Below are 19,488 nucleotides of genomic sequence, written 5' to 3' on the forward strand. Positions count from 1 at the left end.
GTTTTAATGGGTTGAATCGTAAATATTTTTTTTAAACATATTAATTTCTGCTTTTCTTCTTTTTACAAGTCCGGATGTTCCTCCGTTTGTAACATCAGACATTTCATCAGCACCGGCTTCATATTCTTTATTGTTAATTTTCTTTTTGATTTGGGTTTCACCATTGTTTTTACCACCGATATTTAAAAAGTTTTCACCTGTATTAAAAACCAAGCTGACCAGAGCATCAAACTCATGCTGATACAGCGGTACTTTTATGTCCCTTTGAATTGATTTTTCAAATTCAACTAGTTTTTGTGCAAAAAGTTCAGCTGCTTTTGTTTCGGTAATACCATTTTTAAATTCGTCAGGAATAGTAATATCTTCACATTTCTTTCTCCTGATCAAATGTCCGTAACCAATTGTACAATAGCCTTCAGAATCATTGTACGGTTTAGACTCAAATTTCTCCCAATCTTTAATAAAATCAATACCTTTTTTACTCGTTTTTAAAGTCTTAGGATCCTTTCTATCATCTTTTTTAGCTTGTTCCTGTGCCGGTAGGGCTTTATTTCCTGCTTTGATACACATACACATATTCGTAAACCCTAACTCATTTGCAAGTTGGACCATACTTTTTTTATTCAAATTGATTAAATCCTTTACAAAATAATCATCTTTAAGATAATCCAATCCAAAAGTTCTCACATCATAATGAACCCAATTAGTTGCAATAAATTCTGTGCCTATCCTGTTTCTTGTACTTGGTTCAAGTGCTAAAAAATCATCTCCGGTCCAACGGTATTTTGCACCACTATATTTTATCAATATATCCCTTACTTTATCACAATTGCTTTCTGTTGTTGATGCATTATCATTTTTATAAATATGAATATCAATGGCTTTCCCCATGTGATTGGTACTCGTTCTGTTTTTCTGCTGATTATTAATATTACATCTATAACCAGAATGAATTTTTGCAACATAGAGATTTTTATCTTTCTCTAAAGTAGCCAAATAAAACTTAACAGCTCTTAGTGTCCAAAGTAAAGTTCTGTGAATCCCGGGATATTCGTATTTTCTATTTTTTTCATTGATATTTTTGTCTCCCTTTTCTGTTGCGAACTTTCCATTTCCAAAGCCAGTACATTGACCACAAGGACATTTAGCCTGATTGACATCAACAGCATAATTCGATTGAAATTGGTCTATTGCCATCAATACATTTCCGCAGACTTTACCTGTTTCAGGTACTTTCATGTAGTCCTTTTGGAACTGTTTCACCATTTTTTCGGTGCGGTCAGTAAATTCATCAGTAGGTACATTTCCGCCAAAGCCGGCTAAACGGATGTTGATTTCGCGTATCAATTCACTTTTTGGAGATCCTTTTTTGATACAGAATTTTTCACCGCAATCTTTGCCTTTATTTTCAGCCTTAACATCCGAAACTTTTGCTACGGTTGTGCTTTCAGCCGGTTCATGTTTAAAAGCTTTGGTATCGACATCGATGACTGTACTTTTGATATGTGCTTTACTTTCGATTACTTCGATATCAACGAACAATTCCTGCGTACTGCCTTCAAAAAAATCGTCACCGGAACTTTTTGGTATTTTATCCAATGAAAGGTTGATCGCAAAATCATCACCTGTAATGGTGAAATTTTTAACCAATATCAATTCATTTTCGGTTACATCTTCTTCGTAAAGTTTGAAACGAATTTCCTTCCCTTTTAATCCTGTTGACTTAATATTTACCCTAAGAGCCGATTGACTTACGGTTCCTGTTATCGGACGGCCGTTCACATCAGAAAACGTAACACTTGAAATACCCGCTTTTCCTGACTGTGTTGCCGGTGCGGCTGGAGATTTAGGCGGTTGCACCGGAACATTCTTTTTGAATGGCGGAACGGCCGGTTTAGGTGGTTGTTTTTTATCCCCGAGATGTTCTTCGGTTTCGGATTTGCGTTCCCTTTGAAAATCGGGATTCCTTACATTCACATTTGCACTGGCTTTCGTTTCACCCGAAGCAAAAGCCGTCACATAATATTCGTGAGTACTTCCTTCACTGCTGTCGCCATTCGCCAAGTGTGCGTTAGCAACTTTTTTGAAATCCGGTTTTAAGACAAACTGTTTATGGGCAACACCTTTGTCACCGACTTCCACTTTTCCGTCTTCCATCAGATTTTTTTCATTTCCTTCATTATGGCCGTCACCTGAGGCATCATCTTCCCACAACGAAATGTAGATAAACTGTCCTTTTAATCCTGTGGTTTCCACGTGGGCGTTAATAATTTCCCCATAAGCCAAAGGTTTACTGATCGGATTATTATTGACATCACTAAGTTTTACACTAAGAATTTCAGCTTTTTCTGAAGGTTCCACATTGACGATCATAGAACCTGCACCGTTTGGATCAGGTTCGTTCAAAAAAGCAATGATTTTATATTTATTATTGGCAGCTTTATCCTGAAAACGGAAATGCCCTTCATTTTTTTCCAGTATTTTCTGTGGGTTCGTATCATTTTGCAGGTAATACAATTCCCATTTGACATTTGCAGGATTTTTTTCCTCTTCAGGAGTACCTGCGAACCACTCCTCCACTTCATAATCTTCCCAGTCGCCCACTTTGATCAGGTTTTTACCTTTGATGGATTTCACACCACTTTTGGCCATTTCTTCGTTATAAAAAGGAATTTTAAGCGAATCGCCTTCCTTTATATCCAGGCGGTAAGTTTTAGGATTAAAAAGTCCGCCGCCAAATTCGGCCAAAGGAATTTGAGGGTTCGCCTGGGCTAAATCTGCTTCTGTGATACCATGCTGTGAACAGATACTTTGAACTGTATCTTCCTTCTTAACTATATGCGTCTTAAAATCGTTATATCCTTTTTCCATTATTCAGCATGATTCGTTACTTTTTGTTCTTGTGCAATCTTGAAAGCTCCGGTATCGACCGCAGGATTAAGTTGGTTTGTTGCTGTTTTATCAGCTTTGCGGGCCTGTTGCTGGGCCGGTTTCGGTTTTTGGCCATGATCAGTTATGCTGATACAGTCGGGGCCACCAATGGGACAAGTTGCTTTACTGTACTCCAGTAATGCTTTTCCTCCATTTTCATCCAACGTAATTTTATCATAGAAACCACTCCACTGTGTTACCTGTATCTGACAAGGTTTATAACCACCACCCGGTAAAGGCTGTTGTTTACAGGGTCCAAATGTGTTTTTTTCAAACGTTTGTCCGATATCTTTATTGGTAGCCATTAATTTTTCGCTTCCGTCAGGATCATTAATGAACGTTTTCTTTTGTGTTTTAACTTTCAGCTTATCGGGAGCATTACCATATTTACATTGGCATGTTGCGCCTTGACATACGAGGTGTTTATCAGCCATAACTACTTTTTAAAACGGTTAAACAATACTCATAACCTTTTGTTCAGGAGCAATTGCCGGCAATTTTTCCTGTTTGGTCATGAAAGTCAGTTTGATTTCTTTTTTACCCTCCAACAGCATTGTTCCTTCACAGGAAACAAGACTATTATCTTTCGGGTTAAACGTGTATACACCATTGATTGCAATAACATCCGAATCCGATTGTATTTCAATGAATACATCATCGCTGATTTCATCTGTGTCATTGTTTTCTTTTTTTCTTTTCACTAAAGTCTGCTTCATTGGAATATCAAAAGAAAAATCCATGAAAGGAGCCGGTTTCCATTTGGTCACCGTTTTATTATCCTGGTAAAAGCCATACAGCGGTTTAAAAAAGAAGTATACAAAAAGATGGTTCTGCATCATTTTTTTGAGAACACCCGTATTCCTGATATTACTGTCGGACAATTTTATATAATCCAAAGCTGTGTCGCCTTCATAATAATTGATCAGCTTGTTTTTGATGATCTCCCATCTTTCCACCATTTGTTGGTGTTCAAAAATTTGTTCGATTTCCCCTAAGCTGTTCACTAAGAATTTCATTGGGAACAAAGCATTACCACAATCACAGGCTAATTGATCAAAAACGGTATCAGGAGCGCTTCCGTCAATCAGCAGGTTTTTTCTGTCAATCACATACACAAATCCGTTTTGATTCACATTGTTCAGCAAAGAAACTTCCAGTTCGTACTGAATTGTTTTATCAACCCAGTCACCTGAGAACTGGCGATGCGTAACTTCAAATGTTTTGTTTCCCGGTTTAGGATGTAAAACAAATATTTTCTCCTGATTGATTAATGATTCCATAATTTGACAGCAATTGAATAAAACATTTACCTATAATAGCTTTTGGAAATAAAAACCATAAGCAGAATCAGACAAGCGTTAACAATCAGATTGTTAAAGCTTTTATTCCTGAACAACAGAATTGCTTCAAAAAATAAAAGCAACCCGGCGACAACCTGAAAAGAAGTTATGGCAATTGCCAGAAAATAACCTTCCGAATAACTTCCTTTTGAGAAAAAAGAATACACGTAGATCAAAACATAAAAGGCCATTAACACTGAAAAACGTAACGTAAAATGCTTTACCCACATGTCCTGAACAAGAATACTTTTATCAGCATCGAAACTCAGGCTTTTCATATTACCGGATTTAAAGAATGACAGTAAAAATGCCAGAACAATCAAATCACAAATAGTACGCATGAAATTTATTTCCCTGAAACAGCTGAACAGAAAATCAAGGTTGCACAAATCAACCAGAACTGATGTTACAATCGATACTGATAAAATTGCCGTTATGATTTTGAGTTTATCCTTCATGATTATCTTTTATTAATCTTCGTATGAATCTTTAAAGCGCAAATGGCTGTTAGGATAAATACGGATACTGTCGACTTCAATTGGTTTACCGTTTAAATCGATGGTAAGTTGGCTGTTGTCTTCTTTTATGTTTATATTAAAAAAATTGTCTTCTATTCCTGAGGTTTTAAACCACTCATTGGTTTTGTCCCAGTCGAAAAAAATGCGGCTGATGTAACGTTCATTTTTGCCTGTTTCCCAGAACAGGTGAATGACTTTTGGCACTGCCCTTGAACTGGTTGGTTCGTTAGTGATACGCGGTACAAAATGCTTTTCATATTCAGCGTTGTAATACTCAAGGTCCAATCCTAAAAATTTGAACTTTTTATTTTCATTTTTCACTTTATATGACCATTCGTAACGCAAACGGTAATTATCCCATTGAGTACTCGTTGCATTGGGCAAATGCATTGACTTTCTGGCTTCTTCGTAGCGTTCCGGGTGTATACGGTATTTTTCCATATACACTTTTTTAGCGTTTTCAATTTTTGCGGAATCTTTAAGTTCTTTGGCTTCAAAACGGCCTAGCTCAATAGAAACCTCTCCATAACACAACCAAACCACTATCATTCCTTTTGGTGCAAAACCAAAGACCAAGCGGGAGAAACACTCGTACGGAAAACCAAGATCATCCGTATCTTCTTTCGAGTGCTCTCTTGCTACATAACTTTTGAGATAAGACGTTTTATTGTACTGATCATCATTTGCATAACAGCGGTTAACCATTTCCTTCATGTGAGCCACATCAAAATCCTGGTCGATGTAGTAATATTTATCTTCGTAACGGGAATAATAGGTTACTTCAAAGCCTATTGGAGTTCCATGTTGTGTAGTCCAGCTTTTACCCGAATACCCCCAATTACCGCTTGTACTGCCGTAAGGGAATCCTGCTGTAACTCCTTCCATTGTTTTAATACGGGCAAAAACCGGTGTCACCTCATATTTTTGATTTGGTTCTGAAATTTCCACATCAAACGCAGGTAAGTCATTTTTCATTTGGCATCGGGATTGGGTTGTTATCAATAAAATAAGTAATAGTGTTTTAAAAAATTGTTTAGCCATTATGTATCTCTCTTTTTCGTTCATGTTGTGGGGCATCTCCTTTAACCCGGCCTGAAAGTCCCGTTAAACTGCTTTTAACTGACCAGTGCAGGTAATTATTGCGCAATTGGTGCAAATCATCCCTATTTACATAATTCGCATAATTGATCAGTTTGATTTCTTTCAGGTAGTTTTTCGAATAAAAATCGAAGTTTTTCAACTCTTTATTATATTGGTTTACATAACTGTTGCGGACGTTTATTCTGGCGTTATAATAATCCTTAATCTGATTGTAAATGGTATTGATAAAAGAGTCCTTGATTTTGTAATCTTCTAACCTTTCGGCTTTATATTCAACCTTAAAATACTTTGATTTTTCAACCATCATATCCAACGGTATTTTGTCGTATGTGTTATACAGTTTGCGTCTGCCAACCAATCCGTAATATTCTCCCTTATCTAAAATGAATACATTTTTTTTGAAGTTTTTGTTTTCAAAAAACTCCTTTTTGAGTTGACCGTCCTGATACCAACCTTCTTCGACTAATCGCCTTTTAAATGAATCGAATGTAGGATCTTTTCTTCTTCTGGCTTCATCATGGGGAGATTCCGTTCTTTCCTTATAATATCCTCCAACCGTTATACAATCAATCACTGAAGTTTCGGTCACTTCATTAAGATAGGAACCTCCAATATCAGAGTGCACACCCGGCAGGGTAAGTTCAAGACCATTAAGTCCGGCCGAATCTATATTGGATAAATCAAAATTATCACGGTATTCATCATCGGAAACCAAATGGAATACATAATTTGCTTTATGGACACTGTTCAGATCCAAATCACTTACATCATTATAATGTGCCACTCCGTATGAAGCTACCGTATCGTAAATCCCGACAAAATTGAAAATTATCTTTTTGATTTTTAATCCCATTTCCAATAAGCAGGCACCGAAATAACCGTAGTTATCTATGAAAGATGTTTCATCTAAAGCTAATTTGAATTGGGGCTGGAACTCACCTTTAATGATATACAGTTTCTTTTTGCCTTCAAACCGCTGAAAAAGATAATTTGCCTGTGTACTCGCAACATGTATAAAATGACGTGCAGCAGCTGCCCCACGGCTAAAACCATAGACATTTACATACAGAAAATCGATGTCTTTACCGCTATATTCAGCACTGATACTTTTTGCCGCTTTCTTACAACCTATAGCTACTTTTGCAGGAACTCCGGTATCTCCCATACCCATGGCGACACCTTTGAGGACAGAATCACTTTTTAAATCTTCGGTACCGATTCCTTCAATATAAACAGCAATCTGATTTTCTGCATCAGAATCTACGGCATCATATCCGCGGGCTACGTTCGTGAAATCATTTTCATAGCTATCTTCTTTATCAGACTCTTCCTGATACTCCGGTGAGTTAGCCATTCTGGCTTCAGTATTCGTTTTATTGTTTTGGGTACCGTCAAAAAAAAGATTCAGCTTTACGTTGATTGAATTCGATAACGTATCTTCCTTATCGGAAGCCTTATAATCTGATTCAACCACGCCGTCAGCCTCACCCTTCCATTGGTTTTTCATGGGTGTGCTGAACTCATAATCACCTGCATTTGCAGTCAGGTTCATGGCTGTGGACGTATTGATTAAATCCCCTTCAACTATTCTTGTGATACTCATAGTTTAGAATGCATTAGATTTTTCACCGCTCTTTTTCACCACCTTTTGCGAGGCGTTTACCACAATACTTTTCTCAGTTGTACTTAATTGAGCCGATTTAGCAATTTCGGTACGTTCAGTAGTTTCAGATTCCCTGTTACCCTTAACAATTTCAAGCAAACTGCCCATTACATTTACCAGGTAGTTCTTACCAACCGAAACATTATGGAAAGCACCGGCAATAAGGTTTTTGTTTGCGCCGGCCGTTTCGGTTATATCCACACCCGCGATTACCGATAAGTTTTGGCCAACATTGATACTCATGTTTTTACCTGCCGTTATCGATATATCATTTGGTGCATTCACGCTGATATTTCCCTGGCCATCCATTAACCAGGTATTACCGCTTGGATCTTCAATAAAGATGCTTCCTTGTGCATCATTGAAAATCATTTTAGTTCCCGAGCGGGTATGGATCACCTTCTGGTCATTTCCGGCTGTATTATAACCGGATATTTCGCGTCCGTTGTATTGGGTTCCTATAATGAACGGTTTCTCAGGGTTTCCACCTTCAAAAGAAACAAAAACCTCTTCCCCGATTTCAGGAATGAAATAAAATCCTTTTCCTGATCCGGCATGTGGTGTCACTAAGCGCGTCCAATCGCTTTCATGTCCCCAAAAGAAACGCACTTTTACACGTCCCATTCCCGAAGGATCATTATTATCCGTTACGACTGCTGCTTGTGTTTCAGCTTTCGGGTAAATAAGCGGATTGGTATAAGGCGGGACTTTAACATCTCTCGGTACGGCTTCAAACTGGCACTCATAATGTCCAAATCCCCTTGAATAATGATGTGCACCCACTGTTATGAATTCTCCATCAATACCATCTTTTACTATTGTTAAAGTCCCTCCTAACTGTAGTGGAATTTTGCTTAATCCGGAATACGTCACCACATTGGCTTCCTTAGCCTGCTGGCTTAATTCCTGGATGCGCTGTATATCGCGGGAATCATGTGAATTACTTACAAAACCATGATTCGCATTACTTCTGTCATATACATTAGAAGAAGCCTGCTGTGCATTTTGGGCCAGGTAACTTTGCGTATTGTTTTGAGGTTCTGAATTTTGCGCTTCGATTTCAGAAGCATAATTATAATCATACCCTTTGAATGAAACCTTTTGGGGTCTCAGTCGGCTTATTACTTTAAAATCGTGCAGGTTAACCCCGTTATGCAATACTGCTTTTGACGATTTCAGTTCACCGAATTGCAAAAGATCACCATCATAGTACATCCATTCCCCGTATTGTACGGCAAGACGCTGAATGAATTGAAAGTCAGTTTCATTGTACTGTACGATGTAAGGCAGATTAAAGGTAAAATTAGGCCGTACATTCATTCCGGAAAGAACACCTTTCGGGACATTGCTGTCGATTTTTTTTACGATCTCTTCAACCGGGCGTGAAAAATAGGTTTCACTTTGTTTGATTTCATCCAACAGGACTGTAGGGCTTTCCCCAATAATCTGGAACCCTTTAGAAGCACCGTCATTGTTAAGCACTTCCATTTGGGTAATAATACCCTTGAAATAAACGTTTTGTCCGTTTGCGCCATCCTTCAGTGTAATGATAACTTTGGCACCCATGTACTGTTTAATAAAATCGGCCTGACTTTTAAAGTCCATTACCACATCACCTATTCTCCAGGTAAAGTTGAATGTGTGATGTCCTAATAAACCTTGATTGATCATTAGATTATAATAAACAACCTGACTGCTGTAACTGCCTATCTGAATGCTGACTTTTTCCTGCATGGCATCAGTTACTTTACTCATAATATTATTGATGGTGCTCATAGGATTTAGATTTAATGTTTATTTACATTTTAAAGATATTCGCCTGATTATGGGGATTTCTTTATTCCCGAAGACCGCTGATCAGATGAATGGCTTCTTTTGTTATGGTATCGTATAAAATTTGTTGTTTATAAGGATAGTACACCCCTTCTAAAGCAACCTTATTCTCTAATTCTATTTTTTTAACAATGGATTTATCTTTCAGGTAATCTGTATAAAATGAGAGGTCGTTTTCTTTGAAAGGAAAGCCGACCGGCACTTTTTTAAATCCGGCATTTAATTCACTGTTGGACAGAAATGTTTTTTTGGTTATCAGATCATTTATGAACTTATCGTTTGTCTGATAGGTAAAATAACCCCAGCTCATGAAAGTTGGCGTCACTTCGGAAAATTCACCTTTACAGTTCGTGATTTCCTTATTCATTTCTTCCGGCAGATTCAAAAGCTTCAGTAACTGGCTTACCGGTGTTTGGTTATTGCCCAGAAATGAGCAGCTAACCACCAGCAAAGCAAATACAGCTATATATTTTATTTTGTCCATACCGTTTCGATATTAAATTCCTGATGCAAATCACCTCCGAAACTTGGAATCATAAAACGGAATTCGGATTCTAACTTATTCGAAATAAAGATGGGCAGTTTCCTTTTGATTGTTTGTCCCCTCGGGGCGCTATCCACTAAATTTTCGATACTGAAACCCAGGGTTTCGTCTAATTTATTCTGCCAGCTTTTAGGCAGTCGTGTTCCTGAATACCAGTGACTTCTGTTTTTGATCACCGCTTTGATCTTGTAGGAATCACCGGTGAGTTTTGTCCAATATACTTTAGCCTGATATGAGCCAAGAAACCATTCGACAATTGTATAATAATCCTTGATTCCGGTTTCGGATCCTACGAAATGGAACGTTGCATCAAACGGATTTGACCTTGCCAGATCGGTTGTGGCAAAAAACTTCTGTTTAATGGAGTTTCCGGTACGTGCTCCTGAGAAACTTGGAGAATTTGCAATATCTTTTGAAAAAGGACTGTTTGGATTAAAAACAACCTTATCCCCTTGCCAGACTGCATTTTGCATGGCGGGTGATGTTTCAAAGAACCAGGCGTTTAGTAATTCATCCCAGTTTGCGGTAGTTCCTCCCTTGGGTAATTCCGGGAATCTTACTTTGAGTACCTGTTCTAATTTAATTTTCAGCCAACCATAGATATCATCATCCACATCTGTGAATACGTATGATTTAAGCTTGTGAAGCATTTCATAATCAGGTAGGTGTACTAAAATTGGATTTGCAGGCATGGTTTAAAGTTTTAGATGTCCAGGGTCCAGGGTTTTCCGAGGACCGCTCCGCTGAAGTCGATCTCTTTAGAAGATATTACCAATGCTACCTGCATAGGCACTTCATTGCTGGCACGGAAACTTTCATGAAAATCGATACAAAAAGCTTTATCGAATTTCAGTTCTTTCATTTTTGACATGGCATCGCGGCGGTAGAAGGTAATCTTTCCGTTTTTGGTTTGGGTGCTGCTGATCATCCATTTCATGAAATCGACACTTTTGGTTGATTCGATGACCAATCTGATATTTCCGCCCTGCGCTATAGTCTGGGGTTTTCCGTTGTGATCTACTTCCTGGTGGATATGCAGATCAAACTCCAACACATTATAGGTTTCCCCGTCTAATTCTAATTTCGCTAAAAAAGACATGATTTTTCTTTTTAAAGGTGATACGAATGTTTCTTATTAGCCGAAAAGCAGGGATGAACGTATGCCCATCCCATTATTTTCCGGCATCACAAATAAGAACTTACTAAAATCCGATTGAGATTATACCCATTCGTTTTCATAAACTCCCGTACCCATTTCGATCTTACGAGCAGAAATAGTGAAAGTTTCTGTTAATGGATTTTGACCTGTAGAGTCAAAGTTTTCTCTGTGTTTTACTAAGTAACCTTCAGAGAATTTTAATTCTTTAAGAGTAGCATCGCTGTCTCTTTTGAAGAATTTTACACTACCGTCTTTGCGCTCGAAGCTGTTTGTCATCCACTCGAATAATTCTGTAGATCCAGTACCTTCGATAGTTACATCGATTTTACCACCTCTTGTTACTGTAGACGGACGGCCTGTTGCGTCTGTTTCCTGAAATAAACCATAGTTTACATTCAACACGTTGAAGTCTTTCCCACCAACGTTTAGTTTTGCTTTAAATGACATAATAAAAAATATTTAAAAAATTAATAAATAAAGACAAGATTGATCCTTACCGAATAGCAAAAGTATTCAGCCCAAAAGGATAAAAAATCGTGGAGTACCGCCAATAGCGGATATAAACCAGATTACAGCAAAGAAGAATTGCCTATGTTATTCAAACATCAGCTGCTGCAAAAAATTAAGTTACGTAAGTTGTTCATAGTCTAAAAATTAAGGTTAAATAAAAAATATACCGAGTTATAAAAATACACTACAATTGTAAGAATTTATTTTCAAATAAAAAAACTTTTTTGTAAGTCTTTTCCGAAATTTAACATCTAAACATTAAATTAACTTGCAGAAGGCCAGCTGGTAAGGGTTTTGTTGGATTATCCGATTATTAGATTGTTAGACTTCTTAGACTTCTTAGATTGGCTTCCGTAGGCTCAGTCAACGTTTAGGAGATTAAGGCAGCAGTAGCAATAATCTATCGAGCAGTAGGAAGTTTTATGCGAGCAGTAGTAATAATGTATCGAGCAGTAGGGAGTTTTATGCGAGCAGTAGCAATAATGTATCGAGCAGTAAGGATTATTATGCGAGCAGTAGCCATAATGTATCGAGCAGTAAGGAGTTTTATGCGAGCAGTAGTAATAATGTATCGAGCAGTAAGGAGTTTTATGCGAGCAGTAGTAATAATGTATCGAGCAGTAGGAAGTTTTATACGAGCAGTAGGAAGTTTTATAAGAGCAGTTGTAATAATGTATCGTGCGGTTGCTAAATTTAACCGTGCGGTTACAATTATCTATCGTGCGGTTGCTATTATTTACCGTGTGAAGGTATAAAAACAAAGCAAGGATAACTGCTTCGTTCGGGTGCAAATCTGTGATATCAGAGCTAACTACGAACAATGATATAAAAAACTATTCTTTAATCAGTTTATGCCATTCTCCTTCCTTTTCGTCGTAAAAATCAGGGCTGGAAATACAATAATTATCTCCATCTCTTTTTATTCTGAAATTAGGAGCTGATGATTTACAATTTTCTACAAGTCCTATATAATATAAATCCAAGATACTATTTTTAAATTCATATATATAATTACCCTCACAAAATATGGGCTCGTGATAAGAACTCGTTTCAAGGATTATTGTATATTCAGTTATTGAGAAATTCCAAGTTCTGCCGGATACTGATCCATCAGATAATCTATCTCCATCAATAGAAATGGTATACTTACCTTCCCATTCTGAAATATCAATTGATTTCTGCTTAGCGTCACTAACTAATACCATCGCCGCTGCTTCAGTATTATTATTCAAATTTGAACCTCCGCTATTTTTCAGATTTTCCACAAATTCAATCTTACCATTAGAACTGTTTATTTTAAACTTCTCCCACTTATCAGCCTGAAAGGCATATTCTGAAAAATTACAATACGATTCCAATTTAAAAAGTTCCAGATTATTGTCTAAAAAAACTATGGTTTCAAATCGTTGTTCCTTTGGAAAATCCTTATCCAATTGATATTTATAGAAAAGAATTGAATCCTTAATTACATTATTAACCCTTGTATATAAGACTATTTGGATATCACTGGTTTTGCTTTTGGCAGCAAATTTTTTTCTCTTAAGTTCCAATACTAATTTATCAGAAATCTTCAGGGTCTTAATGACTGCATTACTTTTAAAATCCACATATTTTTTATTGTGCTTTTTCAGAAGGTTCCCAAATTGGTTAAAGTATTGGAAATTTTCGCCACCCCGTTCTGTATTACGTATGAATTCCGGATCCTTTGCCAATGGTTCTCCAATAAATAAACTGTCTGTTATATGAACTGGTCCACTACTAACTTGATAATTAACTGGTTCTTTTGCTGAAATTACAGTATCAGCTTTCTTACATGAAACTAAAAAAGGAAATAGAAGAATGACAAAAATTAATAATCTATTATTTTCCATATTATTTAAAAACTAAGATCTGGTTTTAATAACCTTTACTTTATTACCCAAACCATACTTATTCTTTAGATAAGGTGAGTCGATCCACAAAGCGTGGTTCTCTATAAATAATTCGGCAATCTTTTCATTTACCTTCAACACATCCGGGCTGCCTTCTTTAGTTTCTATGTAGTGTAATTTCATTCTTTGCCCTTCAATTGTATATTTGAGTAAATGCTTATTATACAGCCTTCCCATATTACCCGATTCAATCAAGAAAGCAACATCTTTATCAAATTCCATTAAAAGTTCAACATCTTCATTCTTGGCATCTAAATAATACTCTCCTTTTAAGCTTTTTAAGTCGGTTTCAGTATTTGTTTGTTGATTGCTCTTATGAAGATCAACAACTGTAACAGGAAGTGTCGAAATATGATTAACTTTTTTATTTTCAGTATAAGCAATTACGTACTTTTTGATTGAATTTCCGTTTTTAATCTGAATTCCTGCGGAAGTATTATCGTCTGAAATTTCATATTCCAATTTTTGGAAATCATCGGTTTGTGTTTCTGTTGAAAATTTACCTGCAAATTTAATTTCATCTGAAGTTATCAAATAAAAATAGCTTTCAACTGAATACTCATATTCCATATCAACAATTAATATTCTGATTTTTTTAGATTTTGACTCAAAAAGACTGCATTGTAATCCTGTTCCGCTAAAATTATCCTGAATTGAAAATTTCTGCTCTTTTAATTTATTTGAAACCGTCAGAAAGTTTAAAGAATTGGAATAATCAATTTTAATTTTTAAATCCTGATAATTACAGGAAACAGGAAGAATATCTTTATCGCATTTAAGATCAATTTTCTTATATAATGAATCTGATACTACTTCCTTATTAACAACTTTTATATTGCAAACTTTAATATCATCTTTGCATAACATCAAACTGATGGAAACAAAAAAGGTAAAAAGAAGAGACATTCTGCACATACTATTTTTTACTTCAATTTTTCAATTGGATAGTTGTCGTTTCCGGGATTAATAAAGTATATGGGCTTACCTGATATCGAATAATTGTCACCATCCTTATCGAGGTAAACTTCACCCATTTCATCATACTTTTCATTGAAGACTATTTTGATCTTATCTGACGATAATTCTTCAGCACTTAGATTTTTATAAATTTGAGGAGGACTTCCGTCTCCAACATATTTAACAGTTACGTTCTTTAAATTTTCAATCGTAATATCAAAACTGGTTTTTAAATCATCCCTGTTAGTTGTTTCAAAGTAATATCTTCCTTTCCATTTATTTGTAACAAAACGACCAGTACTTGTAATATTATATACATCAGAACTACTTGAAGATATTTCTATTTCTTTACCGTTTTCATCAAAATCAACGCCTTTTGACTTTTCAGATACTTTTATAATTTTATCTTGAGTTATCACAAATTCTTTTTTCAATGATCCCTCCCATTGTATATTCTCATATACTGTAAGTGAATCCGTAATCTGATCTTTGAAATAGGAATAGAGTTTCACTATTGGGTCAATATGCTCATCTCCATTTGGTTTCATTTCCACAATAACGATTTCAACATTGCCATTTGATTTATATTTCCCGATGGCTCTTGAGTACCAATTTTTGTTTTTTATAAAGCTCTTATCATACATATAATAGCCATTCTTATCTCTTTTTGAATAATTCAATTGTTTAGAACTGAAAGGGAGCTTAATTTCTTTAATTATAGTTTCTTGAGATGCAATGTTTTCTTTTAATGTATTTACATTACTATTATTCTCATTTGCAGAAGATATACTGGAATTTGATTTTTGATTACACGCAAAACAAATTACTATGAACACATAATTTAAAAGTCTCATTTTATTTTTTATTTATTAAAATTAGTGAAAAATCAAAACCTGATAAATGTAAATGATGATAGTGTCTATAGCCACCCGGCCCTAATTTTTTCATATGTTTAGTATGTCTTAATAATGTATTTTCTTCATTATTATGAGTAAAATATTCTGAATACATTTTCTCTTTTCTTCCCCAACCAAATAAATATAGTGCATCATTAAATTTATTTTGGTTTTCAAAATCAAAATGCGTGTCTTGAAGGATGGTAGCGCCACCATCTTTATTAGTTGATAAATACCTCAAATCGCCTTTTTCGCCATTTCTATGAGAACTACTACCTCCTACTGAGCGTGCTAAACTGTCACTAAATCCATTAAACCCTAAATAATCAATACTGTTTTTCGCCATCGCTCCTAACAATCCCGCAAAACAATCTGGATTTATATACCATCTCTGACTGTCTGAATTCCATGTTAGAAATTTCAACTTCACGCCATCTTTAGAATATCCCTTAAACTGTCTTGCATCTAACAATTCAACCATATCATTTCCTTCTACATTGCCTGCGTTCATTTCGTTTGTAGATGCGAAATCAAAAACTCCTAAATTATGAATTTTATATTTTGAATCAATGTATAAATATTGGTATTTATTTTTATAACCCTCCTTAATTTCTTTAGGTATATTCTTTTCAATAAATCCAGATTCATAAATATTATAGGTCATGATATCTTTAGTGTCAATTGATGGTGTTCCATTGATCATACAGCTATATGCAAAGGCTTTATATGCCTTCCCTTCTTCATAAAATTCATTTATTGCTTCTTCAAATTCCCAAACATATGATGCTCCACTTTTACCTTTATAATATTGTTTAACACCTTTATCATTGATCCAATATTCATCCTTTTCTCTTTTAAACATCTTATTTGCATCATAAGCAGATTTTGTACTATCGTAGACTACATAATCTTTTTCAGTTCCATGACCGCAAGCACTTTGATAATTAACAGCTAAATATAAATCAGTTTTTGTTTTAAGTTTTCCTTCGAATTTTTTAAACTTAAAATATTTTTCTACATATTCCAATTGATCAAATGCTGACATTTTGGCTAAATCTGATCTTTTAACACCCAAATCAATTGAGGCAACTTTACCAAACTGAATCAGTCCAACGTAGCCTCCTTCATCCTCATCAGTCTTTTTATTTTCTACAAATGTTCCGGCAGTTGGGCTAAAAGTCCTTCCTGTCTCTAAAGCCATAACCGACATAAGCCAATTAGCTCCTTCATTTTTTTCTTGAGGTAATCCTAAGCTTTTTGATATTTCAACTACTCTTTTTCTAAAATCGCAACTAACTTTTTTACCCCAGATTAAGTCATTCACTTTACAAGCACAATTCCCGTTTGTTAAACCACTTAAAGTCGTACTTCCCACAACTGCCGCACTGCTGTAACCCGCTGAACCGATAAGCATGCTTTTTGCCCTTAGCGGTACAAAGTTTCTGTTCAGGATGGATTTTCCGCTGTACAGTTCGGCTTTATCATTTGCGTTGTCGAGTACTTTCACATAGATGTTTTTATAGGAACCCTGTTTGCCTTTGGGTATTTTGCTCCAGTCGATTTTCACTTTGATGACACCGCTTTTATCGGGGGAAACCACTTGGGTTAGCAATACATCATCGAACATAAAATTATATTCACAGATTTCGACCGTGACTTTTTCGTTTTCTTTGATACCTCTTGATTTCCCATAGAACCAACTGATCATGTCGTAATCGACCTGAACGTGTTTCTGTCTGCCGTCTTCTGAACCGATTTGACCACTGTAGACTTCACGGCCATAACCCACTTCAAGCGATCCCATTGGTTTTCCTTCATTGGGGAAATCCAGATCCACTACACTGACCACCACTTTGAGGTTAGCGTCACTTTTGGTGTACTTCCTTAAATCGGCATTCAGGTCCAGTTCTATAAGTCCGCCATCATACACCTTTTCAGGGAAATAATGCACCGGCACACCTTCGTCCTGCAATGAAATTTTCAGTTTTTCACCCGTTAAATGCTTTTCCTTTAACCAAAAGTAAACCTTGTTGCCCCATGATGATTTTTCGATCTGGATACCGTGACTGTCGGTAAACATCACATTCTCCAAAACGGGTTGGACCACAGTGAAATTTTTCGAGATTCCCTTTTCGGTATTGATTTTTGCCGTTACGGTAATATTACCCGCACCACGAGGTGTAGTCGTAACCGCTGTTGTATTATTGATCACCTGCCCATTGACGGTCCAATTCACTTTTTCATCACCCTTCAAATCCTTGAATATGAAATCACTTGCCGTCAAAGTCGTTTTTCTGCCCACTTTCAGAACATTGTTAGCCTGAATATCGGCCACATCATTGCGTTTCACTTCAAAATGCCAGTCATCTTCCTCCTTTTTGGCTTTTACACCAAAAGCATTTGCCATACTGCAGTAAGCTTCCACGACATATTTACCGGTTGGTAACCCTTTCGGAATGCCCAAAACCCTGCCTGAATTTTGATAGACCCCGTTCAGGTTCCATTTAATATCCTGGATTTCACCGTCGGTCAAATCAGAATCGGCAGTGATGACCGAACCGATTGTCATTTGTTTCACTTCAAAACCTATGGCCGAGAATTCACGTACCACCTGATCGGTATGGCTGATTGAGACCACATAATTTTTCGTCAGAGTTTTTCCTTTAAACGACTGTTCCCAGGTATTTCCTTCATCGTCCTGATAGATCGCGTGAAAATTATACACTGCATCAGCATTTGTGGGTGTGAATGTCAGATATTTCCCTTCCTGAGTAAAATCCGTCAGGCGGTTTCCAGCTTCATCGGTCACAAACATTTCGAGTCGGTCCAATTCCTCCTTTGTGGGTGACATCAGGAATTTAGCTTTAAAAGCGGCCAGGAAATCTTTTCGCAGTTTAACCTCCGATTTGATTTTTGCGGCAAAATCCTGTCCGTCCAGTTCCAGTTCACCGTCAACCAGTTTGTTGATGGCAACCGTCACATCGATCGAGCAGGTTACATCATTCGTATCATACTTTCCGTTTTCAAATTCTTTGGTTTTCGGTTTCCCGTAACCTTCCACCCTGAAATCACCAATTGCCGGGAAAGCATTTGAAAAAGAAGTACCGATTTGTTCCTTCGTGAGTATTTTTTTATCGGTTTTCCCTTTGACAACATCGTAAACCACCCAAGACGTCAGGTCTTTCTTCCCTTTCACCACATTAGCCGTGAAGCTGCAGTTTTCATCGGGGCGGACATATATTTTTTCGATTTCCTTTTTGCTTTCGTTTGATTTTACCGGTTTGAACTTCGTTCTATTTTCGATTGACTCGATTGTGATAAAATCCACTGCTGGATATTCGGCTTTTGTAACCGGTTTTTTAACGGCAGGATTTGCATGTGCCATTTCCGCCGGGTTGGTATTTTCGGCATGTGCAGTAGTTGCTGCATCAGTTTGCCCGTGCTTTTTGATGGTGATCTTACCTCCGACAGTACATTTCAGTTCAGAGATTTCGGTGAGCACACATTTGCCCAATACTTTAGTCTTATCGTAAGGCTTGTCCCATTTAGGAGCCGGAGCCAGTGCACAAGGCTGGTACCCACCTGAAGAAGGTTTCAATTTACATTTACCGAAAGTAGCCGCAGGCGGATTGAACTGTTTATCCTCTTCGGTAGCCGCCCATTTCTTAGCCTGATCGTTATAGATCATTTTCTGGTGAGTCGTTACCTGCAATTCGGCTACCTTAGTCGGATCTTCCGCTTTGTCACATACACAGGTTGCACCGTGAACCACATAATACTTACCGTCGTGTTCACTTTTGCTGTCTTCTTTCTTTTCCTCTTTTTTCTCCTCTTCCTTCGGTTTTTCCTCCTGTTTTTTATCTTCCGGTTTCTTTTCAGGTTCCGGTTGGTTTCCTTTCGAAACACCGTTCATTTCATCAATTTTATCCTGTGGAGGTGTATACAGTATGTTCCCTTCCTTGAGGTTAATACCGATTTGCTCGTTCAGAGGACAATTATTGTTATGATACACCTGAAGATCTTTCCAGTTTTTGATCTTCAATTTTGCAGCAATTTTACCTAACGTATCACCTTTTTGAATTTTGTATGGAATAGGACTTGACAT

15 protein-coding genes are annotated in these 19,488 nt (G+C 36.7%); all 15 read right to left on the minus strand.

Annotated features, from left to right (window positions below):
* Positions 1-3: 3 nt before the first annotated feature.
* The 15 genes from NAT51_RS07205 to NAT51_RS07275 all read right to left on the minus strand — a co-directional run bounded on the left by NAT51_RS07205 (position 4) and on the right by NAT51_RS07275 (position 19,488).
* Positions 4-2,871, minus strand: coding sequence for a glycoside hydrolase family protein (locus NAT51_RS07205; RefSeq protein ID WP_250597131.1), 2,868 nt, complete (start codon positions 2,869-2,871; stop codon positions 4-6).
* On the minus strand, positions 2,871-3,365 hold the full coding sequence (locus NAT51_RS07210; protein ID WP_250597133.1) for a DUF4280 domain-containing protein: 495 nt from the start codon (positions 3,363-3,365) through the stop codon (positions 2,871-2,873). The genes NAT51_RS07205 and NAT51_RS07210 overlap by 1 nt, the downstream gene beginning before the upstream one ends.
* An 18-nt stretch (positions 3,366-3,383) precedes the next feature.
* The gene (locus tag NAT51_RS07215) at positions 3,384-4,211 is read right to left on the minus strand and encodes a hypothetical protein (protein ID WP_250597135.1); all 828 of its coding nucleotides are present in this window, start codon (positions 4,209-4,211) and stop codon (positions 3,384-3,386) included.
* Between the two features lie 26 nt (positions 4,212-4,237).
* The gene (locus NAT51_RS07220; RefSeq protein WP_250597137.1) at positions 4,238-4,729 is read right to left on the minus strand and encodes a hypothetical protein; all 492 of its coding nucleotides are present in this window, start codon (positions 4,727-4,729) and stop codon (positions 4,238-4,240) included.
* A 12-nt stretch (positions 4,730-4,741) separates the two neighbouring features.
* Positions 4,742-5,764, minus strand: a complete 1,023-nt coding sequence (locus NAT51_RS07225; protein WP_250597144.1) for a DUF2931 family protein — start codon at positions 5,762-5,764, stop codon at positions 4,742-4,744.
* 58 nt (positions 5,765-5,822) lie between these two features.
* Positions 5,823-7,493 (minus strand): phospholipase effector Tle1 domain-containing protein, encoded by a 1,671-nt coding sequence (locus NAT51_RS07230; protein ID WP_250597146.1) that lies wholly within the window; start codon positions 7,491-7,493, stop codon positions 5,823-5,825.
* Positions 7,494-7,496: 3 nt separating this feature from the next.
* A complete protein-coding gene (locus NAT51_RS07235; RefSeq protein ID WP_250597151.1) occupies positions 7,497-9,329 on the minus strand; it encodes a type VI secretion system Vgr family protein in 1,833 nt (610 codons plus the stop codon).
* Between the two features lie 61 nt (positions 9,330-9,390).
* The gene (locus tag NAT51_RS07240; RefSeq protein WP_250597152.1) at positions 9,391-9,870 is read right to left on the minus strand and encodes a hypothetical protein; all 480 of its coding nucleotides are present in this window, start codon (positions 9,868-9,870) and stop codon (positions 9,391-9,393) included.
* Positions 9,858-10,622, minus strand: a complete 765-nt coding sequence (locus tag NAT51_RS07245; protein WP_250597154.1) for a hypothetical protein — start codon at positions 10,620-10,622, stop codon at positions 9,858-9,860. The genes NAT51_RS07240 and NAT51_RS07245 overlap by 13 nt, the downstream gene beginning before the upstream one ends.
* An 11-nt stretch (positions 10,623-10,633) precedes the next feature.
* On the minus strand, positions 10,634-11,029 hold the full coding sequence (tssD, locus tag NAT51_RS07250; protein WP_250597156.1) for a type VI secretion system tube protein TssD: 396 nt from the start codon (positions 11,027-11,029) through the stop codon (positions 10,634-10,636).
* Positions 11,030-11,149: 120 nt separating this feature from the next.
* Positions 11,150-11,536: a type VI secretion system tube protein TssD gene (tssD, locus tag NAT51_RS07255; protein WP_250597158.1), complete on the minus strand. Its 387-nt coding sequence runs from the start codon at positions 11,534-11,536 to the stop codon at positions 11,150-11,152.
* A gap of 896 nt (positions 11,537-12,432) precedes the next feature.
* Positions 12,433-13,470, minus strand: a complete 1,038-nt coding sequence (locus NAT51_RS07260) for a hypothetical protein (protein WP_250597160.1) — start codon at positions 13,468-13,470, stop codon at positions 12,433-12,435.
* Between the two features lie 12 nt (positions 13,471-13,482).
* Complete coding sequence (locus tag NAT51_RS07265) at positions 13,483-14,436, minus strand: hypothetical protein (protein WP_250597162.1); 954 nt, start codon at positions 14,434-14,436, stop codon at positions 13,483-13,485.
* A 17-nt stretch (positions 14,437-14,453) separates the two neighbouring features.
* On the minus strand, positions 14,454-15,341 hold the full coding sequence (locus NAT51_RS07270) for a hypothetical protein (RefSeq protein ID WP_250597164.1): 888 nt from the start codon (positions 15,339-15,341) through the stop codon (positions 14,454-14,456).
* Between the two features lies 1 nt (position 15,342).
* Positions 15,343-19,488 carry a PAAR-like protein gene (locus NAT51_RS07275; RefSeq protein ID WP_250597166.1) on the minus strand — a complete coding sequence of 1,382 codons (4,146 nt, stop codon included), beginning with the start codon at positions 19,486-19,488 and terminating at the stop codon, positions 15,343-15,345.

It is taken from the genome of Flavobacterium amniphilum (assembly GCF_023634845.1).
Lineage (GTDB): Bacteria > Bacteroidota > Bacteroidia > Flavobacteriales > Flavobacteriaceae > Flavobacterium > Flavobacterium amniphilum.

What these genes read in the sequence shown, in the direction of transcription:
- NAT51_RS07210 (WP_250597133.1), bottom strand. Translation starts at nt 3,365, where the DNA reads ATGGCTGATAAACACCTCGTATGTCAAGGCGCAACATGCCAATGTAAA.
- NAT51_RS07225 (WP_250597144.1), bottom strand. Translation starts at nt 5,764, where the DNA reads ATGAAAAATGACTTACCTGCGTTTGATGTGGAAATTTCAGAACCAAAT.
- NAT51_RS07275 (WP_250597166.1), bottom strand. Translation starts at nt 19,488, where the DNA reads ATGTCAAGTCCTATTCCATACAAAATTCAAAAAGGTGATACGTTAGGT.
- NAT51_RS07205 (WP_250597131.1), bottom strand. Translation starts at nt 2,871, where the DNA reads ATGGAAAAAGGATATAACGATTTTAAGACGCATATAGTTAAGAAGGAA.
- NAT51_RS07240 (WP_250597152.1), bottom strand. Translation starts at nt 9,870, where the DNA reads ATGGACAAAATAAAATATATAGCTGTATTTGCTTTGCTGGTGGTTAGC.
- NAT51_RS07235 (WP_250597151.1), bottom strand. Translation starts at nt 9,329, where the DNA reads ATGAGCACCATCAATAATATTATGAGTAAAGTAACTGATGCCATGCAG.
- NAT51_RS07245 (WP_250597154.1), bottom strand. Translation starts at nt 10,622, where the DNA reads ATGCCTGCAAATCCAATTTTAGTACACCTACCTGATTATGAAATGCTT.
- NAT51_RS07215 (WP_250597135.1), bottom strand. Translation starts at nt 4,211, where the DNA reads ATGGAATCATTAATCAATCAGGAGAAAATATTTGTTTTACATCCTAAA.
- tssD (WP_250597156.1), bottom strand. Translation starts at nt 11,029, where the DNA reads ATGTCTTTTTTAGCGAAATTAGAATTAGACGGGGAAACCTATAATGTG.
- NAT51_RS07260 (WP_250597160.1), bottom strand. Translation starts at nt 13,470, where the DNA reads ATGGAAAATAATAGATTATTAATTTTTGTCATTCTTCTATTTCCTTTT.
- NAT51_RS07265 (WP_250597162.1), bottom strand. Translation starts at nt 14,436, where the DNA reads ATGTCTCTTCTTTTTACCTTTTTTGTTTCCATCAGTTTGATGTTATGC.
- tssD (WP_250597158.1), bottom strand. Translation starts at nt 11,536, where the DNA reads ATGTCATTTAAAGCAAAACTAAACGTTGGTGGGAAAGACTTCAACGTG.
- NAT51_RS07230 (WP_250597146.1), bottom strand. Translation starts at nt 7,493, where the DNA reads ATGAGTATCACAAGAATAGTTGAAGGGGATTTAATCAATACGTCCACA.
- NAT51_RS07270 (WP_250597164.1), bottom strand. Translation starts at nt 15,341, where the DNA reads ATGAGACTTTTAAATTATGTGTTCATAGTAATTTGTTTTGCGTGTAAT.
- NAT51_RS07220 (WP_250597137.1), bottom strand. Translation starts at nt 4,729, where the DNA reads ATGAAGGATAAACTCAAAATCATAACGGCAATTTTATCAGTATCGATT.